Here is a 19,517-nt window from a genome sequence, read left to right on the forward strand (position 1 = left end):
GGCGCTCAGGATAAACTTCGGCCTTTGGCCGAAGGCCGGGATCTCGACATATCATCATCACGCACCGGTGAGATCCCGGCCTTCGCCGGGATGACGATGTTGGGGACGGCAGCTCCATTTCTTTGAACGAAACTGTGGACGGCGCGCCCATCGGACGATGCGGCGCGCCGATCCGCGATGACATGCGATTGAAACATGACTCCATCGTCTTTAGGGCAGACGGTCATGATCGCGGCGCGGGCACCAGAAAAGCGAAGGCATAGGGCGGGATGAGCGGATCGCTTTCCCCGACCCTGTTGTTCGCGCTCGGGCTGTTCGCGGCGCTGTGGCTGCTCGCCGGACTGTGGGCGGTCGGGCGCGGCATCGCGATGCAGCGCCGCTCCGCCTTCGTCGCCGGACAGACCGAGCGGCTGGCGAGCCTCGTCGAGGCATCGCCCTACCTCCCCGTCATCGTCCGCAGCGACTGGCGCATCGAGGCGAGCGAGCGGCTGGGCCGCTGGCTCGGCATCAGCCAGGGTCCGCGCAATTTCGACGAATTGCGCGGCCTCGATTCCGGGCTCGATCCCGAGGGGCATGACGCGCTGCGGCAGGCGATCCTCGGCGCGCAGCGCGGCGCCAAGCCGTTCATGCTGAGCCTGAAGCCGCAGGGCGGCAGCCGGACGATCGTCATTCACGGCGCCGCGGCGCCGCAGGCGGTCGGCGGTCCGGGCAGCGTCCTCTTGTGGTTGAGCGATGCGACCGACGGGCAGCAGGCGCTGGCGCAGGCACGCAGCGAACGCGACGAGGCGATGGGCGCCTTCGAGGCGTTGTCGGGGCTGATCGAGGCGGCGCCCTTCCCGATGTGGTTCCGCGACACCAGCCTCGGCCTCGCGCTGGTCAACCGCGCCTATGTGCGCGCGGTCGAGGCGAAGAGCGCGGCCGCGGTGATCGAGGCCGGGATCGAATTGTGCGAACCCGTTGCCGGGGTCAGCGCCGGCGAAGCCGCCGAGCAGGCCCGCCTCGCCGGAGCGGCGCAGATGCGGACGATCCCGGTGACCATCGAGGGCGAACGGCGCATCATGCGCGTCGTCGACGTGCCGCTGGCGCCCGAAGGCGGCCGCGTCATCGGCATCGCCGGCTATGCGATCGACGTCCAGGAACTGGAAAGCGAACGCGGCGCGCACCGCCGCTTCGCCGACACCCAGCGCGAACTGCTCGACCGATTGTCGGCGGCGGTCGCGCAATTCGGCCCCGATCAGGGCCTTGTCTTCGCCAACCAGCCCTTCCGCCGCCTGTTCGCGCTCGAAGCCGAAGATGTGAGCGAAGCCCGGCCCCTCGCGCGCCTGCTCGACGCGTGGCGCGAAAGCGGGCGCACCCCCGAAGTGCGCGATTTTCCCGAATGGCGGCAGGCGCACGTCGACTGGTTCGCCAGCACGGGCGCTGTCGAAGAGGACTGGCTGCTGCGCGACGGGACGCACCTGCATGTCGTCGCGCAGCCGACCCCCGACGGCGGGCTGCTGCTGATCGCCGAGGATCGCACCGAACAGGTGCAGCTCGCCTCGACGCGCGATACGCTGCTGCGCGTGCGCACCGCGACCTTCGACAATCTGTTCGAGGCGATCGCGGTGTTCGCGCCCGACGGCCGCCTCCATCTGTGGAACCAGCGCTTCCGCCGCCTGTGGGGGGTCGACGAGCCGACCCTCGCCGCGCATCCACGCGTCGACGTGCTGATGGGCGGGCTCGCCGACCGGCTGTCCAAGCCGAACCAGATCAGCATCGTGCAGGAGGTGATCCGCGCCGCGACCCTCGAAAGGACGCAGCGCGCCGGCGAGATCCGCTTTGCCGACGGCCGCCATTTCGACTTCGCCTCGATCCCGCTGCCCGACGGCAACGCGCTGCTCATCATGCTCGACGTCAGCGACAGCCGCCGCATGGAAAGCGCGCTGCGCGAACGCAACGAGGCGCTGGAGGCGGCCGACAAGGTCAAGACCGCCTTCCTGTCGCGGATGAGTTACGAGCTGCGGACGCCGCTGACCTCGATCGGCGGCTTCGGCGAAATGCTGCAGGCGGGCTACGCCGGCAAGCTCGCCGACCAGCAGCAGGTCTATGTCGACGCGATCATGGATTCGGTCGCGGTGCTCGGCCGCCAGATCGACAATGTGCTCGATCTTGCGCAGGGCGAAGCGGGCACGCTGGCGATCGAACGCGCGCCGGTCGATGTGCGCGCGCTGCTCGATCAGGCGCTGGCCGACGTCAAACCGCTCGCCGACAGCGAGAAGATCGAGCTGGTCGGCAATATGTCGGCGAACCTCGGCAGCATCGACGGCGACGCGCCGCGGCTGGCGCGGCTGGTCGCGGGGCTGCTCGACAATGCGGTGCGCTTTACTGCACCGGCGCGCAAGACGGGCGGGCGCGTGCTGCTTCATGCCGATGGCGACGCGCGCGGCGTCGATATCATCGTCTCCGACAACGGCCCCGGCATGCCCGAAGCCGCCGCGGCGGTCGCCAAGGGCGAGCAGGCGGGGACCGCAACCGGCGGCATCGGCCTCGCGCTCGCGCGCCAGCTCGTCGCCGCGCACGGCGGGACGATGGAGGTGCTGAGCGAAAAGGGTCAGGGCACGATGGTGCGGATCAGCCTGCCGCGCGGCGCATGACCGTCCATCGTTACGGCTACACCCTCGCCGACGCCGAACGCATCGGCGCCGCGATCGGCGCGGCGCTGCAGCCGGGCGATGTCGTGGCGCTGGAGGGCGACCTTGGCGCCGGAAAGACGACGCTGGCGCGCGCGATGCTGAAGGCGCGCGGCCTCGCGGGCGAAGCGCCGAGCCCGACCTTTGCGATCGTCCAGCCCTATGCCCCGCCCGAGGTCGACCTCGCCATCGCGCACGTCGACCTTTATCGCATCGAGGACGAAAGCGAGCTGATCGAACTCGGGCTCGACGATTATCTGGTCGACGGCGCGCTGCTCATCGAATGGCCCGAGCGGCTGGGCACGGGCGGCTGGCCCGATACGCTGACGCTGACGATTTCGGGCAGCGGCGACGCGCGCGTCTTGACAGCTTCCCTGCCGCCCGCTTGGGAAGCGCGATGGCCGCTTCGATGATTCCGCCCGCCCATGCCCCGGCTTTCCTCGCCGCGCATGGCTGGGGCGACGCCCGGATTTTGCCGCTTGCCGGCGACGCTTCCTTCCGCCGCTATTTCCGGGTCGTGGGCGAAGGCCGGCAGGCGGTGCTGATGGATGCGCCGCCGCCGCAGGAGGATCCGCGCCCCTTTATCGCGATCGCCGAATATCTGTGCGAACTGGGCCTCAACGCGCCGACGATCATCGCCCGCGACCTTGCGCAAGGCCTGCTGCTGATCGAGGATTTCGGCGATGTCCGCCTGCGCGAAACGGTCGATGCCGAACTTCACAAGGAAGCCGGCTATTATGCCGGGGTCACCGACCTGCTCGTCCATCTCCATGCGCAGCCGCCGATGGACGGTCTGCCGGTGCACGGGCTCGATCAATGGCTGGACGAGGTGATGCTGTTCACCGACTGGTACTGCCCTGCCCTCGATATCGACGTCGACCGCGATGCGTTTCGCGCCGCGTGGGAAGAAGCCTTGACCCCGGTCGAACGCGACGGCCTGCCGCGCGTCACAGTGCTGCGCGATTTCCATGCCGAAAATATCATGCTGGTCGCGGGGCAGAACGGCATCGCCCATTACGGACTGCTCGATTTCCAGGACGCGCTGGTCGGCCATCCCGCCTATGACCTTGCCTCGGTGCTCGAGGATGCGCGGCGCGACGTGACCCCGGCGATCGAGGCCGAGATGCTCGCGCGGTATCAGGCGGCGACCGGACAGAATATCGGACACGCCTATTGGGCGCTCGCGGCGCAGCGCAACACGCGCATCCTCGGCGTCTTCGTGCGGCTGTGGAAGCGCGACAACAAGCCGCATTACCGGAGTTTCCAGCCGCGCATGTGGGGACTGCTCGAACGCGATCTGGCGCATCCGGCGCTTGTCGCCGTCCGGCAATGGTTCGACGCCAATGTCCCCGCTTCCAAACGGGCGGAGGCGTGGAAGTGACGGCGAAAATCGAAAGCGCGATGGTGATGGCGGCGGGGATCGGCAAGCGGATGCGGCCGCTGACCGCCACCCGGCCGAAGCCGCTGGTGCGCGTCGCGGGCAAGGCGCTGATCGACCACAGCCTCGACCGGATCGCGGCGGCGGGCATCGGCCATGTCGTGGTCAACGTCCATTATCTCGCCGACGCGCTGGAGGCGCATCTCGCGGCGCAGAAGCGGCCGTTCAGCATCGCGATTTCGGACGAGCGCGCCGAGTTGCTCGAAACCGGCGGCGGGATGGTCAAGGCGCTGCCACAGCTCAGCGGCGACCCGATCCTGATCGTCAACAGCGACAATATCTGGACCGACGGGCCCGAGGACAGCATCCGCCACCTCGCGCGCCACTGGGATGGCGACCGGATGGACGCGCTGTTGCTGGTGATCCGGCAGGCCAGCGCCAGCGGGCATGGCGGCCGCGGCGATTTCCACATGGACCCGGCGGGCCGGCTGTCGCGGCGCAAGCCTGGGCATGTCGCGCCCTTCGTCTATACCGGCATCCAGCTCGTTTCGCCGCGCCTCCTCGAAGGCGCGCCCGATGGGCCGTTTTCGACCAATATCCTGTGGGACCGCGCGATCGCGGCGGGGCGGCTGTTCGGCCTGTCGCATATGGGGCAATGGTTCGACGTCGGCACCCCGGCGAGCATCGCGCCGACCGAAGCCGCGCTGACGGATGGTTGACGCCAAACCCGACGTCTTCTCTATCCCGGTCCATCGGGCCTTCGCCGACGCGCTTGTCGCCGGGCTGATCGCGCGCTTTGCCGATGGCGCGCTGGGGCTCGCCGAGGGGCTCATCCTGCTGCCGAGCAACCGCGCCAAGAGCGCGGTGCAGGCGGCGTTTGTCCGCGCCGGCGGCGCCGGGCTGCTGATGCCGCGGCTGGCGGTGATCGGCGACGCCGACCTCGACGAATCGATCGGGATCGCGCTCGATGCGATCGACGCCGCCGAGCCGATCGCGCCGGCGATCGATACGCTGCGCCGCCGCCTGCTCCTCGCCGATTTGATCGAGCGGCATACGCCCACGGGCGAAGCGCCGATCCGCGGCGCGGCGGCGTTCCAGCTCGCCGATGGGCTGGCGCGCGCGATCGACCAGCTCCATTATGAGGAGGTGCCGGTATCGGCGCTCGTCGACCTCGACCTCGGCGCCTTCGCCGGTCACTGGCAGGCGTCGCTCGCCCGGCTGCGTATCCTTGTCGACCATTGGCCCGCGGTGCTCGCGGCGACCGGCCATATCGACCGCGCGGCGCGGCGCAACCGGTTGCTCGAAAGGGTGACGGCGGCGTGGCGCACCGCGCCGCCCGCGCCCTTCGTGATCGCGGCGGGGATCACCACCGCCGCGCCCGCGATCGCACGGTTGCTGCGCACCGTCGCCGATCTGGAGCGCGGGATGGTCGTGCTGCCCGGCGTCGATTGCGGCATGGCGGCGGCGGAATGGGACGCGCTGGGCCCGACGCGGCTGGACCCCGGCGATCCGGCGCGCCCGATCGAGACGCACCCGCAATATCATCTGAAGCTGCTGCTCGACCGGATGGGGGTGGCGCGCGAGGAGGTCCTGGCGTGGGACGCGGGGTCGGATTTCGACGGGCCCGCGGCGCGCGCGGCGTTCGTCTCGCTGTTGTTCGCTCCCGCCGATTTCACCGGCCAGTGGCAGACGGCGGGCGACCTGTCGGCGGCGACCGCCGGGATCGCGGGGGCCGTCTTCGCCGACGACGGGCAGGAGGCGCAGGGGATAGCGCTGCTGATGCGCGAGGCGGTCGAGACGCCGGGGCGCACCGCGGCGCTGGTGACCCCCGACCGCGGGCTGGCCGAACGCGTCGCGGCGGCGCTCTCGCGCTGGGATATAAACGTCGACGACAGCGCCGGGCAGCCGCTATCGCGCACCCCGCCGGGGGCGCTGTTGCTGCTGCTTGCCGAACTCGCCGCAGGCTTCGACCCGGTGGCGCTGATCGCGCTGCTCGGCCACCCGCTGGTGCGCAAGGGCGAAGGGCGGACGGCGTGGCTCGATCAGGTGCGGCGGCTCGACCTGGTCCTGCGCGAGCCCGGGCTGGCGCCGGGTTGGGACGGGGTGTCGGCGCGGATCGCGGCGCGCGCCGCCGATCCGAAAGCGCGCGGGCACGCGCTGGCGGCAGAGCTGGCGCCGTGGTGGGACGAATTGTCCGCGCTCGGCGCGGCGCTGGCGCCGTTCGCGGCGGGGCCGACGCCCCCCGCGACCTTGCTCGCCGCGCTGCAGGACGCGCTCGAATGGCTGAGCGGCGACGCGGTCTGGACGGGGCCGGCCGGACGGACGCTCGCCGAGCTGTTCGACCAGTGGACGCTCGCGCGCGGCGACGGTCCCGCGCTGGTCGATCCCGCCGAGTTTCCCGCGATGCTGGAGCAGCTTCTGACGCAGGCGAGCGTGCGGCCGCCCTACGGGGGGCATCCGCGCCTGTTCATCTGGGGGCTGCTCGAGGCGCGGTTGCAGCGCGCCGACCTGATGATCCTCGGCGGGCTCGACGAGGGGCGCTGGCCCGCCGCGACGCAGCCCGACCCGTGGCTCGCGCCCGGTATCCGCCGCCTGCTCGGCCTGCCCGCGCCCGAACGGCATCAGGGAATGGCCGCGCACGACTTCGCCGGGGCGCTCGGCGCGCGCGAGATCGTCGTGACGCGCGCGGCGCGGAGCGGCGGCGATCCGGTCGTTGCGTCACGCTTCTGGCTGCGGCTGTCGGCGCTCGCCGGCGACCTGCCCGAACCGGCGCCGGGCGGGGTGCCGCTGACCCGCCTCGCCGCGATGCTCGACGTGCCACCCGGCGATGCGCGCCCGGCCACCAGACCCGCGCCGCGTCCCCCGGCGGACGCGCGGCCGCGGCGGATCAGCGTCACCGGAGTCGACCGGCTCGCGCGCGATCCCTTCGCATTCTATGCCGACCGCATGCTCGGCCTGTCGGCGCTCGACCCGCTGAGCGCCGCGCCCGACCCGCGCTGGCGCGGGACGCGCGTCCATAAATTGTTCGAGGATTGGGTGCGCGGCGGCGCGACGCGCGACGGCTTCGAGGCCGAACTCGCCGCGCTCGGCGCCGACCCGGCGCTCGACGAGATCGCGCGCGCCTTCTGGCTGCCGCGCATCGAGCCCGCGCTGCGCTGGGCGGCCGCACAGGTCTGGAACGCCGAAGGACGCGCGCCGCTGGCGGTCGAGGCGTCGGGCGAGATCGTCGTCGACGGCCTCACCCTGCACGGCAAGGCCGACCGCATCGACCGGACGGACAGCGGCGCCCTTGCGATCGTCGATTATAAATCGGGCGGTGCGCCGAGCGCGAAAGCGGCGTTCGACAAGCTCGACAGCCAGCTTGGCCTGCTCGGCCTGATCGCGCAGCGCGGCGGCATAAAGGATATTGCCGCAGCATCGGTCGATGCCCTCGAATATTGGAGCCTGCGTCCCGACCGCCGCGCCGGCGGCGCCGGGAAAATCTCTAACACCTATGGTTCGCGGAGCGACCTCAAGAGCGCCGAGCAGGCGATCGACCATGCGAGCGACGCGCTCGCCGAACTTGCGGCGCTCTATCTGTTCGGCGACGCGCCCTTCGTGCCGGGCGATATGCGCGGCTATGGCGATTACGACCAGTTGATGCGCCGCGACGAATGGTTCGGCCGGGGCGAGGCGGACTGATGGCGAAACCCTCCGGCCTCGCCGAACTCGACCCGCGGCAGGGCGCCGCCGCCGACCCCGAAAGCCACGTATGGCTGGGCGCGTCGGCGGGCACGGGCAAGACGCAGGTGCTGTCGGCGCGGGTGCTGCGGCTGATGCTTGACGGCGTGTCGCCCGAGGCGATCCTCTGCATCACCTTCACCAAGGCGGGCGCGGCCGAGATGGCGCACCGCATCCACGAACGGATCGCGGCGTGGGTGCGGATGGACGATGGCGACCTGCGGCTCGACCTTCGGGCGCTGGGGCTCGACTGGGACCGGCCGGGGTTGATGAAGCGGGCGCGATCGCTGTTCGCCACGGTGATCGACAGCCCCGGCGGCGCAATCCGGGTCCAGACGATCCACGCCTTCTGCCAGACCCTGCTCGCGAGCTTCCCGCTCGAAGCGAAGCTGCTGCCGGGCTTCCGCGCGATCGAGGAGGATGAAGCGGCGGCGCTGCAGCGGCAGGTGCTCGGCGAACTGCTGCGGGGCGACGAAGCGGAATTGCGCGACGTGGCGGCGATGCTGTCGCGGCGGCTGGGGCAGGATGCGGCGCTGTCCTTCCTGTCGAGCTGTGCCGCGGCGTTCGGCGGGCCGCGCGCGATGCTGCCGCCCGCCGCGCATGATTTGCGGGCGGCGTTCGACCTGCCGGGCGGCGACCCCGATGCGTGGGTCGCGGGCGAGATCGCCGCAGGGGCGATCGGCGACGAAGATATCAAGGCGGTCGCGACAAGCGGCGCGGCGTGGGGAACGAAGACGGGCGAGGCCTGTTCGGACTTCATGGTCGGCTGGCTGATCGCCGACACCGCCGGTCGCGCCGCGATGCTGCCTGAACTACTCGGCCGTTTTCTGACCGGCAAGGGCGAGCTGCGCGCCGACTTCGCGGGCGACAAGGGCAAGATGACCGATTGCGTCGACAGCGCGGTGCGCATCGTCGATGCGGCGCAGGCGCTGCTCGCGACCGCGACGGCGATGCGCGTCGCCGACGAGCTGGCAGCGGCGTGGAAGCTGGGCAGCCGTTTCGCCGAAGCCTATGCACTTGCCAAGCGCGAGGCGGGGCTCGCCGATTTCGACGACCTGATCACGCTGGCAGGAAGTTTGCTGCGGATCAGCAGCTTCGGCGAATGGGTGCGCTTCAAGCTCGACCAGCGCACCGACCATATCCTGGTCGACGAGGCGCAGGACACCAATATGCGCCAGTGGGGCATCGTGCTGTCGATGGCCGAGGAATTTTTCGCCGGCGTCGGCGCGAAGGACGAGCGCATCCGGACGCTGTTCACCGTCGGCGACCGCAAGCAGGCGATCTTCGGTTTCCAGGGCACCGAGCCCAAGGCGTTCGCGACCGCGCGCGACATGTTCCACGCGATGGGCGAGATCGGCGGCCAGCCGTTCCAGCAGGTCGATCTCGTCTCCAACTATCGTTCGACCCCGGCCGTGCTCGCGGTCGCCGATGCTTGGCTCGCGGCGGGCGGCGCGGCGGCGATGGGGCTCGACGGCGACGAGCCGCCGCACCATCCGTTCCGGTCGAGCCACGCCGGGCAGGTCGAGCTGTGGGCGCCGCTGCCGGTCGGCAAGGCGCTCGATGCCGAAGCCGAAGAAGCAGAGGGCGACGAGGGCGGCGCCGACAGCGGCACCCCCGCGTCGGACCCTGCCTCGATGCGGCTCGCGCGCGCGATCGCCGGGGAGGTGCAGGACTGGATCGCCAATGGCAAGGACGGGCGCCCCGTCTCGCCCGGCGACATCATGATCCTCGTCCGTCGCCGCCGCGACCTCGCGGCGCGGATCGTCGCGCGGTTGCAGGCGCTGCATGTGCCGGTGGCGGGCGTCGACCGCTTCACGCTGACCCAGCCGCTGGCGGTACAGGATTTGCTCGCGGCGATGCGCTTTGCCGTGCAGCCGCTCGACAACCTCAATCTCGCGGCGCTGCTCGTCTCGCCGCTGATCGGCTGGACGCAGGACGAGCTTTACGCGCATACGCACGGACGCGGCCGCGCGGCGCTGTGGGAACATCTGCGCGCCACCGAGGGCGATATTCCGGCGGCGACGATGGCGGCGCTGCGCCACCTGCTCGGCATGGCCGATCTCACCACGCCGTTCCGGTTCCTTGAGACGATCCTGTCGGGGCCGATCGACGGGCGGCGGAAGCTGTATGCGCGGCTGGGGCGCGAAGCACGCGACCCGGTCGACGAACTGCTGGGTCAGGCGCTCTCGTTCGAGCAGCGCGAAACGGTATCGCTGCTCGGCTTCCTGACCGCGGTCGAAAGCAGCGGCGCCGACATCAAGCGTCAGACCGAGGCGCGCAGCGACGTCGTGCGGGTGATGACGGTGCACGGATCGAAAGGCTTGCAGGCACCCATCGTCATCCTTGCCGATGCGACCGACGACCCGGGGATCGGACACCGCCCCTTTACCGTCGACGTCGCAGCGTGGGAGAAACTTCCGGTCTTCGCAGTACCGGACGACGAGCGCCACGGCGCGCTGGCCAAGGCTTATCAGGATGCCGCCGACGCGGCGTCGCAGGAACATTGGCGGCTGTTCTATGTCGCGATGACGCGTGCCGAGGAAATCCTGGTCGTCGCGGGCACGACGAAAAAGCCCGACCGGAGCATCCCCGAGGCGAGCTGGCACGGCGCGGTCGAAGCGGTGCTGTCGGACATGGGCAGCGCGTGGGAGGAAGCGGGGCCCGTCTGGGGCCAGCGCCGCGTCCACCGCGCCAATGCGGGGAAATGGGCGAAAAAGGAAAAGACCGCGAAGGCCGCACCGCCGCCGCTCGTCCTGCCCGAATGGGCGCATCGCCCCGCGCCCGAAGAGGCCCGCCCGCCGCGCCCGCTCGCCCCGTCGGCGCTCGGCGAAGACGATGTCGCGGTGGCGCCGCAGGGCGTCGCGCGCGCCGCGGCCGCCGAGCGCGGGGTGTGGCTCCACGCGCTGTTCGAGCGGCTGCCGCCGGTGGCGGCAGACCGGCGGCGCGATGCGGCGCGCCGCTGGCTTGCCGCGCAGGCACCGGGCCTCGACGACACGCAGCGGGCGGCGATGGCCGACGAGGTGCTCGCGGTGATCGAGGACCCGGCGCACGCCGCTCTGTTCGGACCCGGCAGCCTCGCCGAAGTGCCCTTATCTGCGGTCGTCGACGGCATGGTGGTGGCGGGGATCGTCGACCGGCTGCTGGTGACGGCGGATGCGGTGACGGTGATCGATTACAAGACCGGCCGCCGCCTGCCGGACAGCGCCGAAGCTGTCGCACCGGCCTATCTGCGCCAGATGGCGGCGTATCGCGATGCGCTGCGCGCGATCTTTCCCGGCCGGCGCGTCGATGCTGCCTTGCTTTACACCGCCGCGCCGCGGCTGATTGCGCTCGACGACGCGCTGCTCGATGCACACAAGCCGGGCTTGGCGGCAACCAAGGCGAATTTGCCGGGTTCGACCCTTGAGCCCGGGGCGCCGACGCCTTAGCTTGGGTGCAACGGATTTTCAGGAGTTTGAGACTATGGGTACCAAGGCAATCAGCGACGACAGCTTTCAGGCCGATGTCCTCGACAGCGACACCCCCGTACTCGTCGATTTCTGGGCCGAATGGTGCGGCCCGTGCAAGATGATCGGCCCGGCGCTCGAAGAGATTTCGGACGAACTCGGCGGCAAGGTGGTCATCGCCAAGCTCAACATCGACGATCATCCCAACGCCCCCGCCAAATATGGCGTGCGCGGCATCCCGACGATGATTCTGTTCAAGAATGGCGAGATCGCCGACACCAAGGTCGGCGCGGCGCCGAAGAGCGCGCTCAAGGGCTGGCTCGAAGGCGCGCTATAATCCCTTTTTCGTCATCCCGGACTTGATCCGGGATCCACGCTGACATCACTGAGGTGGCTATGGACCCCGGATCAAGTCCGGGGTGACGATTCTATTGGGGATCAGCTCCGGTAATCGGCGTTGATGCTGATATAACCGTGCGTCAGATCGCACGTCCACACCGTCGCACGGCCTTCGCCGAGGCCGAGGTCGGCGCCGACGCGGATATCCTGTCCCTTGAGATGCGCCGCGACGGGCGCCTCGTCATAACCGTCGACCGGCAGCCCGTCCTTCGCCACCCAATGATCGCCGAAGCGGATCGCGAGCCGGTCGCGGTCGGCGGGTTCGCCCGCCTTGCCCACCGCCATCACGACGCGGCCCCAGTTGGCGTCCTCGCCCGCGATCGCGGTCTTGACCAGCGGCGAATTGGCGATGGCGAGCGCGATCCGTTTCGCGCTGTCGTCGCTGGTCGCGCCGCTCACCTGCACCTCGATGAATTTCGACGCACCCTCGCCGTCGCGCACCACCTGTTGCGCGAGATCGAGCGCGACTTCGCGGATCGCCGCGTAGAGCGCGTCGGCGCCGCCATCGTCCCATGATGCCAGAAGCGGGTTGCCCGCCTGCCCCGTCGCGAAGAGCAGTACCGTGTCGCTGGTCGAGGTGTCGCTGTCGACGGTGATGCTGTTGAAGCTGCCGCCGGTCGCCTCGCTGAGCATCGCCTGCAGCAGCGCCGGCGCGACGGCCGCGTCGGTGAAGATATAGCCGAGCATCGTCGCCATGTCGGGAGCGATCATCCCCGATCCCTTGACGATCCCCGCGACATGGACGGTGCGGTCGCCGACGATCGCGCTGGCGCCCGACCCCTTGGCGAAGGTGTCGGTGGTGCAGATCGTCTCGGCGGCGGCTTCCCACGAGCAGGGCGCGGCGGTGAGAGCCGCCGCAACCCCGGCGCGCGCCTTGTCCTTGGGCAAGGGCACACCGATGACGCCGGTCGAACTGACGAACACCTCGTTCGCATCGCAGCCGAGATGGCCGGCGACCTGTTCCATGATCTGCTCGACCGCCTCGCGCCCGCGATAGCCGGTGAAGGCATTGCTGTTGCCGGCATTGACGATCAGCGCGCGGCCGGCGCCGCCCTTCACCTGCTCGCGGCCGAGTTCGACCTCGGACGAGCAGCAGACGTTGCGCGTGAACACGCCCGCAACCGTCGTGCCGGGCGTGAGCTCGACATAGGTCAGGTCGCAGCGGTCCCAATTCTTGTAGCGCGCCCGCGCGACGCGGCGCGTCACCCCGGCGATGTCGGGGAGGGCCGGAAACGAGTCGGGGGCGAGCGGCGAGCGGGTGGTCATCGGGGGCGCATAATCGCTATCCGCCCAAAGCAAAACCCCTCCCGCAAGCGGGAGGGGCCTGATCCTCCCTGTCGCGAAGCGATGGGAGGTGGCAGCGCAGAGCACTGACGGAGGGGCTTTGACGCCATAGCCCCTCCACCACCGCTTTGCGGCGGTCCCCCTCCCCACGGCTTCGCCGCAGGGAGGATCCAGACGTCAGGCCGGAATGCCGCTGATCGCCTTCACTTCCATGAAGTCCTTGAGGCCGAACAGGCCGCCTTCGCGGCCGTTGCCCGACGCCTTGTACCCGCCGAAGGGCGCGCCCGGGCCCGGGCCCCAGGCGTTGACCGCGACCATACCGGCGCGCAGCTTGGGGGCGACGTCCGCCGCCTGCGCCGGGTCGCCGGAGATCACCGCCGACAGGCCATATTCGGTGTCATTGGCGATATCGACCGCCTGATCGAGATCGTCATAGGCCATGACGGTCGCGACGGGGCCGAAGATTTCCTCGTTGGCGATGCGCATGTCGCGGGTGACGCCCGAGAAGACGGTCGGCTTGATATAATAGCCGCGGTTGACGTTCGACGGCAGGCCGGTGCCGCCGGTTTCGAGCGTCGCGCCTTCGTCGATCGCCGACTGGATCAGCCCCTGGATCTTGTCGAACTGCGCCTTGTTGACGACGGGGCCGATATGCGCGCCCTCCGCCTGCGGGTCGCCGACGCTCGTCCCGTCGAACATCGCCTTGATCACGCCGACGGCCGCCTCCGCTTCGTCCTTCTGGACGAGAATGCGGGTCGGGGCGATGCAGCTCTGGCCCGTGTTGACGAGCACGCCCGACACCGTCGGCGGCAGCACCGCGGCTAGATCGGCGCCCGGCAGGACGATGTTCGGCGACTTGCCGCCGAGTTCCTGATGGACGCGCTTCACGGTGTCGGCGGCCGCCTTGGCGACGAGGATACCGGCGCGGGTCGAGCCGGTGAAGCTCACCATCTCGATACCCGGGTGCGACGAGATTGCATTGCCGACGGTCGGACCGTCGCCCTGGACGAGGTTGAACACGCCCGCCGGAACGCCCGCCGCTTCGAGGATTTCGGCGAAGATCACGGCGTTGCCCGGACATTCTTCGGAAGGCTTCAGCACCATCGTATTGCCGCCGGCGAGCGCCGGTGCGACCTTTAATGCGATCTGGTTGAGCGGCCAGTTCCACGGCGTGATCATGCCGACGACGCCGATCGGCTCGTACACGACCTTGTTCGCGCCATGCTGTTCGGTGAACTGGAAATCCTTGAGCGCGGCAATGGTGCCGAGGAAGCCGCCGATGCCGGCACCGACCTGCGCCGTGCCCGCGAAGCTGACCGGGGCGCCCATTTCGCTCGCCATCGATTTGGCGAGATCGGCGCCGCGCTTCTTATATTCCTCGACGATGCGGTTCAGCAGGTCGAGCCGTTCCTCGCGCGTCGTCTGCGAGAAGGTCTTGAACGCTTCCTTTGCCGCGGCGACGGCATCGTCGACATCGGCCGCGGTGCCGAGCACGACGGTCGACGCCGCTTCCTCGGTCGCGGGATTGATGACGTCGTGGAGCTTGCCGCCCTTGCTGTCGACCCAGCGGCCGCCGATGTAATTTTGTTTCAGGTGTGTTTCGGTATCGCTCATCATCTGTCTCCCATCGGCGTAAAATTACGTCTTGGATTGCTACCTAGTCGCTTCGGCGAATGAATCAAGCCGAGCGAAATTGAAAATTATATGATCATCGATTTTCGGTAGCGAGCCGCGACATCAGGATCGCGGCGCGCGTCGCCTGCCGCGCGATGCTCGGGATGTCGACGGCTTCGCCCGGCGCATGGTCGCCGGTCGAATAGGGCCCGAGCCCCGCAAGCCCGTCGACGTCGGCGGCGACGAAGCTGATGTCGCCGGCGCCGCGCTTGAGCGGATCGAGCGGCGCCATTTCGGCGAGGCCGAGGTCGCGGTTGACGGTGTTGAGCTTCGCCAGCAGCGCGCGATTGCCGTCGGTCGGCGCCATCGACGGATAGCCGCCGGGGTCGAAAGCGATCTTGGCATCGGTACCCGGGGCGTGGTCGGCGACGATCGTCGTCATCTTCGCTTTCACCCGCTCGATCTGTTCGGGCGACAGCGCGCGCAGGTCGCCGCGCGCGATCGCGATCGGCGCGATGATGTTGGTCTTGCCGTTCGCGGTGGCGCGAATGCCGCCCGCATCGAGCGTCGCTTCCTGCCCGCCCGCGATCAGCCCGACGTTGAAGGTCAGGTTCGGCTCGGGCAATTCCGTGCGAAAACGATGGATGATCCGCGTGAGTTCGTAGATCGCACCGTCCCCCGCCGCGGCGCTGAAGATGCCCGAGCTGTGCGCGCTCTTGCCGGTCGCGGTGACGGTCCAGCTGTCCGACGAGCGGCGCGCGATCGAGCCCATGTCGGCGCCATTATCGCGCACGAGCCCTTCGAAATCGAGCGCGACGTCGCTGCGCCGGCCCGCGGCGACCAGATCGGCGCGCGCCTTTTCGATCGGCAAGCCCGCATCCTCTTCGTCGCCGGTCATGTGAAATTCGATATTGGCGCCCTTCAGCGTCCCCGCCGCGTGCATCGCGCGCAGCGCCGCGACGACGACGACCATCCCACCCTTGTCGTCGCCCGCGCCCGGCCCCTCGCCCATATCGCCCTTGCGGATGAATTTCTGGAACGGCGAGTCGGGTTCGAAAACCGTGTCGAGATGCGCGATCAGCAGCAGGCGCTTGCCGTCCGGCTTGCCGGTGTGCGTCGCGATCAGGTGGCCGGCGCGGCCGGTATCGGCCATCGGTTTCCATGTCACCCTGAAACCGAGCGGTTCGAGTTCGGCGCGCATCATCTGCCCGACCTTTTCGACGCCCGCGAGATTCTGCGAGCCGCTGTTCTGGTTCACCAGTTTTTCGAGCAGCGCGAGGCTGCGGTCCTGTTCGGCGGCGACCGTCTTTGCCATCTTCGCCTCGGCGGGGCTCAGCTTCGCCTGCACCGGCGGAACGAGGGCGAGCAAAGCGGCAAGGGCAGCGAGCGTCATGAATTTCATCGGGGAGACTCCTGTAGGCGCTCCCTTTGTGGCCCGGCGCTGCGGCCGGAGCAAGCCGTCAACCGGGATAGGGCCGGTCTTTGAGCAGGCGCGCGAGATGCGCGGCGTTGGCGGCGACCATCTTCGCGGTCTGGGTGACCTTGCGCGGACGGTGATCGAGATCCTTGAAGTCAACCGATCCCATCGCCTCGCCGACCCAGTAGCAGGCGGCGACGGCGGGGATCGTCCAGCCGACATCGTTCAGCGCCTGAAATATCTGTGACGACACATTATGCGCACCGTCCTCGTTGCCGACAATCGCGGCGACCGCGACCTTCGAATAGCTCGGCATCCGTCCCTGGTCGTCGGTTTCATTGAGGAAGGCATCCATCCGTTCCATGACAAGCTTTGCGATGCTCGACGCCTGCCCCATCCAGATCGGCGTCCCGAAGATCAAGATGTCCGACGCGAGAATCGCCTTGCGGATCGCGGGCCATTCGTCTCCCGCCCCCTCATCCGACGTCACGCCCCATTTGACGTTGTGCGCGGCGACGCGGATCGGGTCGCCGACCTCCACGCCCTGCCCGGCGAAATGTTCGGCCAGCACACCGAGCATCGCGTCGGTCGAGCTGGCGCGGCCCTTGGCAACGAGCGAGCAATTGATGGCGGTGGCGGTCAGGGGAGCGGTCATCGATGCGTCCTTGCGGCTGCCCCCTCGGGTCAAGAATGAGCGATCGCACCGCAAGTTCCGCAGCGCATGGCAGATCTGTAAAGAATGTTTGACAGGAAAAATGCGGACCCTGTAAAGAGCTCTTTACAGGCAAAGGAACGGCGGGTGGAAAATCGGGTGCGCGAGTTTCGGGAAGGCGCCGGGTGGAGCCAGGGCGAACTGGCGCGCCGCCTCGGCGTCTCGCGGCAGACGATCAACGCGGTCGAGACCGACAAATACGACCCCAGCCTGCCGCTGGCGCTGCGCATGGCCGGGCTGTTCGGGCTCGAGGTGCGCGAGCTGTTTATCGACCATTGGGTAGCGGAGACATGACATGACGACAGAGGTCCCTGCCGCATCGTGGCGCAAGCTGGCGCTGCAATCGCTGTTCGGCGCACTCGCCGGGGCGGGTGCCATGATCGCCGCGATGACCCTGCTCGAAGGGGAGCTGCCGGTCTGGCAGAAATCGCAGATCATACTGGTCGGCGTCGGGATGATCTACGTCCTGATGGGCCTGTTCGTCGGGCTGGGCGTCCTCGCGCCGCGGCTGCTCGGCCAGCGGATGCTGAACGTCGCCGACGCGGAAGAAATCGTCGAGGAGCGGGGAAATCTGGGCGCAAGCGCGCTGAGTTGCACCGCGATCGGCGCGGCACTGGTATTGCTCGCCTATGCGACGGTCGAGGGCGCGAATGCCCCGGTGACGGCTTCGACGGCCTATTGGATCCTGCTGGCGCTGCTGGTCGCCGGCACCGCGATCATGCTGCCGATGTGGCGCAATTTCGACGAGCTGTGGCGGCAACTGGCGGTCGATGCGTCGGCGCTCGCGGGCAATATCCTGATGACGATGTGCTTCGCCTGGGGCGGCGCGGCCGCGGCGGGGCTCGTTGCCGCGCCCCATCCGCTCGACCTGGTATCGGCGGCGTTCGGTATCTTCCTGCTCGCGACCTTCATCGCGGTCGGACGGCGCGGCATGATGATGCCGTCATAGAAACGAAAGGGGCGCCCGGTTCCCCCCGAACCGGACGCCCCCCTACAAAGCCCCCAAAGGTCAGGCGCTGTAGTACATGTCGAATTCGACCGGGCTCGGGGTCTGCTCGAAGCGATAGACTTCGTCCCACTTCAGCTCGACATAAGCTTCGATCTGGTCCTTGCTGAACACGTCGCCCTTGAGCAGGAAGTCGTGGTCGGCGAGCAAGCTGTCGAGCGCTTCGCGCAGCGAACCGCAGACGGTCGGCACTTCCTTCAGCTCTTCGGGCGGCAGATCGTAGAGATTCTTGTCCATCGCGTCACCGGGGTGGATCTTGTTCTGGATGCCGTCGAGACCCGCCATCAGCAGCGCCGAATAGCAGAGATAGGGGTTGGCCATCGCGTCGGGGAAGCGGAATTCGACGCGCTTCGCCTTGGCGCCGGTGCCATAGGGGATGCGGCACGAAGCCGAACGGTTGCGCGACGAATAAGCGAGCAGCACCGGCGCCTCGAAACCCGGGACGAGACGCTTGTAGCTGTTCGTCGTCGGGTTGGTGAAGGCGTTCAATGCCTTGGCATGCTTGATGACGCCGCCGATGAAATAGAGGCACATGTCCGAAAGGCCGGCATAGCCGTTGCCGGCAAAGAGTGGCTTGCCCTTTTCCCAGATCGAGATGTGGGTGTGCATGCCGCTGCCGTTGTCGTCCTTGATCGGCTTCGGCATGAAGGTTGCGGTCTTGCCATAGGCATGCGCGACCTGGTGCACGACATATTTGTAGATCTGCATGCGGTCGGCGGTTTCGGTGAGCGTGCCGAAGGTCAGGCCGAGTTCGTGCTGCGCGGCGGCGACTTCATGGTGATGCTTGTCGCACGGCAGGCCGAGTTCGAGCATGGTCGAGACCATCTCGGCGCGGATGTCGACGGCGCTGTCGACCGGCGCGACGGGGAAATAGCCACCCTTGGCGCGCGGACGGTGGGCGAGGTTGCCGCCCTCATAGCTGCGGCCGGTGTTGGTCGGCAGCTCGATATCGTCGATTTCGAAACCCGACTTGTTGTAGCCGGTTTCGAAGCGGACGTCGTCGAACATGAAGAATTCGGCTTCGGGGCCGACATAGACGGTGTCGCCGATGCCGGTCGAGGCGACATAGGCCTCGGCGCGCTTCGCGGTCGTGCGCGGGTCGCGCGAATAGCCTTCGCCGGTCGACGGCTCGACGATGTCGCAGAAGATGACGAGCATCGGCGTCGCCGAGAAGGGATCGTCATAGACCGCCTCGAGGTCGGGCATCAGGATCATGTCGGATTCGTTGATCGCCTTCCAGCCTTCGATCGACGAACCGTCGAACATCAGCCCGTCTTCGAGTTCGTCCTCGCCGAGGACCGAGGCGACCATGGTCAGGTGCTGCCACTTGCCCTTGGGGTCGGTGAAACGCAGGTCGACCCACTCGATGTCGTTTTCCTTGATCCGCGCGATGATATCCTTGGGCTTCGTAGCCATGGTCTATGCTTCCTTCTTGCGAAATGGTCCGGCGTACCGGGGATGGTTGAGGTCTGGAAAAGTGCGAAAGATTAAAGCGCGTCCTCGTTGCGCTCGCCGGTGCGGATGCGCAGCGCCGTTTCGACCGGGATGACGAAAATCTTCCCGTCGCCGATGCGGCCGGTCTGCGCCGCGGCAGCGATCGCCTCGACGACGCGTTCGGCCATCGAATCCTCGACGATGACCTCGAGCTTCACCTTGGGTAGGAAGTCGACGACATATTCGGCACCGCGGTACAATTCGGTGTGACCCTTTTGCCGGCCGAAACCCTTTGCCTCGGTAACGGTGATCCCGCTGACACCCACTTCGTGCAGCGCTTCCTTCACCTCGTCGAGCTTGAACGGCTTGATGATCGCCTCAATCTTCTTCACGCTTCATCCCCCTTTGGGCCTTCCTCCGCCGCTCGCAGTCAAAGCC

The 19,517-nt window shown here is 68.4% G+C and carries 15 protein-coding genes; 9 read left to right on the forward strand and 6 right to left on the reverse strand.

All coding sequences use genetic code 11. The features are described 5' to 3' along the window. The first annotated feature begins 269 nt into the window (after positions 1-269). From LH19_RS18290 to trxA, 7 genes are read left to right on the forward strand one after another with little or no spacing between them, the layout of a single operon-like run. Positions 270-2,633, forward strand: a complete 2,364-nt coding sequence (locus LH19_RS18290; protein ID WP_054731124.1) for a PAS domain-containing sensor histidine kinase — start codon at positions 270-272, stop codon at positions 2,631-2,633. After that, a complete protein-coding gene (tsaE, locus tag LH19_RS18295; protein WP_054731127.1) occupies positions 2,630-3,082 on the forward strand; it encodes a tRNA (adenosine(37)-N6)-threonylcarbamoyltransferase complex ATPase subunit type 1 TsaE in 453 nt (150 codons plus the stop codon). The genes LH19_RS18290 and tsaE overlap by 4 nt, the downstream gene beginning before the upstream one ends. Next, complete coding sequence (locus LH19_RS18300) at positions 3,079-4,050, forward strand: aminoglycoside phosphotransferase family protein (RefSeq protein WP_054733827.1); 972 nt, start codon at positions 3,079-3,081, stop codon at positions 4,048-4,050. Before tsaE ends, LH19_RS18300 begins: the two co-directional genes overlap by 4 nt. Further along, positions 4,047-4,766 (forward strand): nucleotidyltransferase family protein, encoded by a 720-nt coding sequence (locus LH19_RS18305; protein ID WP_234715962.1) that lies wholly within the window; start codon positions 4,047-4,049, stop codon positions 4,764-4,766. Before LH19_RS18300 ends, LH19_RS18305 begins: the two co-directional genes overlap by 4 nt. Next, a complete protein-coding gene (addB, locus tag LH19_RS18310; RefSeq protein WP_054731131.1) occupies positions 4,759-7,728 on the forward strand; it encodes a double-strand break repair protein AddB in 2,970 nt (989 codons plus the stop codon). Before LH19_RS18305 ends, addB begins: the two co-directional genes overlap by 8 nt. Beyond that, on the forward strand, positions 7,728-11,195 hold the full coding sequence (addA, locus tag LH19_RS18315; protein ID WP_054733831.1) for a double-strand break repair helicase AddA: 3,468 nt from the start codon (positions 7,728-7,730) through the stop codon (positions 11,193-11,195). The genes addB and addA overlap by 1 nt, the downstream gene beginning before the upstream one ends. A gap of 34 nt (positions 11,196-11,229) precedes the next feature. Continuing rightward, the gene (gene trxA, locus LH19_RS18320; RefSeq protein ID WP_054589003.1) at positions 11,230-11,550 is read left to right on the forward strand and encodes a thioredoxin TrxA; all 321 of its coding nucleotides are present in this window, start codon (positions 11,230-11,232) and stop codon (positions 11,548-11,550) included. Between the two features lie 101 nt (positions 11,551-11,651). Here the strand turns inward: trxA and argJ are convergent, their stop codons facing one another. The 4 genes from argJ to LH19_RS18340 all read right to left on the reverse strand — a co-directional run bounded on the left by argJ (position 11,652) and on the right by LH19_RS18340 (position 16,582). Beyond that, positions 11,652-12,878, reverse strand: a complete 1,227-nt coding sequence (gene argJ / locus LH19_RS18325; RefSeq protein WP_054731133.1) for a bifunctional glutamate N-acetyltransferase/amino-acid acetyltransferase ArgJ — start codon at positions 12,876-12,878, stop codon at positions 11,652-11,654. Between the two features lie 195 nt (positions 12,879-13,073). After that, on the reverse strand, positions 13,074-14,513 hold the full coding sequence (locus tag LH19_RS18330; RefSeq protein WP_054731134.1) for an aldehyde dehydrogenase family protein: 1,440 nt from the start codon (positions 14,511-14,513) through the stop codon (positions 13,074-13,076). 91 nt (positions 14,514-14,604) lie between these two features. Then, complete coding sequence (locus LH19_RS18335; RefSeq protein WP_407696668.1) at positions 14,605-15,912, reverse strand: M20/M25/M40 family metallo-hydrolase; 1,308 nt, start codon at positions 15,910-15,912, stop codon at positions 14,605-14,607. Between the two features lie 58 nt (positions 15,913-15,970). After that, positions 15,971-16,582: a flavodoxin family protein gene (locus LH19_RS18340; RefSeq protein WP_054731138.1), complete on the reverse strand. Its 612-nt coding sequence runs from the start codon at positions 16,580-16,582 to the stop codon at positions 15,971-15,973. 144 nt (positions 16,583-16,726) lie between these two features. Between LH19_RS18340 and LH19_RS18345 the strand changes: the two genes are divergently transcribed. After that, the gene (locus LH19_RS18345) at positions 16,727-16,933 is read left to right on the forward strand and encodes a helix-turn-helix transcriptional regulator (protein ID WP_054731140.1); all 207 of its coding nucleotides are present in this window, start codon (positions 16,727-16,729) and stop codon (positions 16,931-16,933) included. Position 16,934: 1 nt separating this feature from the next. Then, entirely contained in the window at positions 16,935-17,588 is a 654-nt protein-coding gene (locus tag LH19_RS18350; protein WP_054731142.1) for a hypothetical protein, read from the forward strand. 60 nt (positions 17,589-17,648) lie between these two features. Here the strand turns inward: LH19_RS18350 and glnA are convergent, their stop codons facing one another. Both glnA and LH19_RS18360 read right to left on the reverse strand, forming a co-directional pair. Next, positions 17,649-19,061 (reverse strand): type I glutamate--ammonia ligase, encoded by a 1,413-nt coding sequence (glnA, locus tag LH19_RS18355; protein ID WP_054731144.1) that lies wholly within the window; start codon positions 19,059-19,061, stop codon positions 17,649-17,651. A gap of 71 nt (positions 19,062-19,132) precedes the next feature. Further along, positions 19,133-19,471 carry a P-II family nitrogen regulator gene (locus tag LH19_RS18360; protein ID WP_037518110.1) on the reverse strand — a complete coding sequence of 113 codons (339 nt, stop codon included), beginning with the start codon at positions 19,469-19,471 and terminating at the stop codon, positions 19,133-19,135. Between the last annotated feature and the right edge of the window lie 46 nt (positions 19,472-19,517).

Source organism: Sphingopyxis macrogoltabida, assembly GCF_001314325.1.
GTDB lineage: Bacteria > Pseudomonadota > Alphaproteobacteria > Sphingomonadales > Sphingomonadaceae > Sphingopyxis > Sphingopyxis macrogoltabida.

Excerpts from the sequence above, each read along its gene's own strand:
- LH19_RS18335 (WP_407696668.1), bottom strand. The coding sequence starts at position 15,912 with ATGAAATTCATGACGCTCGCTGCCCTTGCCGCTTTGCTCGCCCTCGTT.
- LH19_RS18300 (WP_054733827.1), top strand. The coding sequence starts at position 3,079 with ATGATTCCGCCCGCCCATGCCCCGGCTTTCCTCGCCGCGCATGGCTGG.
- addA (WP_054733831.1), top strand. The coding sequence starts at position 7,728 with ATGGCGAAACCCTCCGGCCTCGCCGAACTCGACCCGCGGCAGGGCGCC.
- glnA (WP_054731144.1), bottom strand. The coding sequence starts at position 19,061 with ATGGCTACGAAGCCCAAGGATATCATCGCGCGGATCAAGGAAAACGAC.
- trxA (WP_054589003.1), top strand. The coding sequence starts at position 11,230 with ATGGGTACCAAGGCAATCAGCGACGACAGCTTTCAGGCCGATGTCCTC.
- LH19_RS18330 (WP_054731134.1), bottom strand. The coding sequence starts at position 14,513 with ATGATGAGCGATACCGAAACACACCTGAAACAAAATTACATCGGCGGC.
- LH19_RS18340 (WP_054731138.1), bottom strand. The coding sequence starts at position 16,582 with ATGACCGCTCCCCTGACCGCCACCGCCATCAATTGCTCGCTCGTTGCC.
- addB (WP_054731131.1), top strand. The coding sequence starts at position 4,759 with ATGGTTGACGCCAAACCCGACGTCTTCTCTATCCCGGTCCATCGGGCC.
- LH19_RS18350 (WP_054731142.1), top strand. The coding sequence starts at position 16,935 with ATGACGACAGAGGTCCCTGCCGCATCGTGGCGCAAGCTGGCGCTGCAA.
- argJ (WP_054731133.1), bottom strand. The coding sequence starts at position 12,878 with ATGACCACCCGCTCGCCGCTCGCCCCCGACTCGTTTCCGGCCCTCCCC.
- tsaE (WP_054731127.1), top strand. The coding sequence starts at position 2,630 with ATGACCGTCCATCGTTACGGCTACACCCTCGCCGACGCCGAACGCATC.
- LH19_RS18290 (WP_054731124.1), top strand. The coding sequence starts at position 270 with ATGAGCGGATCGCTTTCCCCGACCCTGTTGTTCGCGCTCGGGCTGTTC.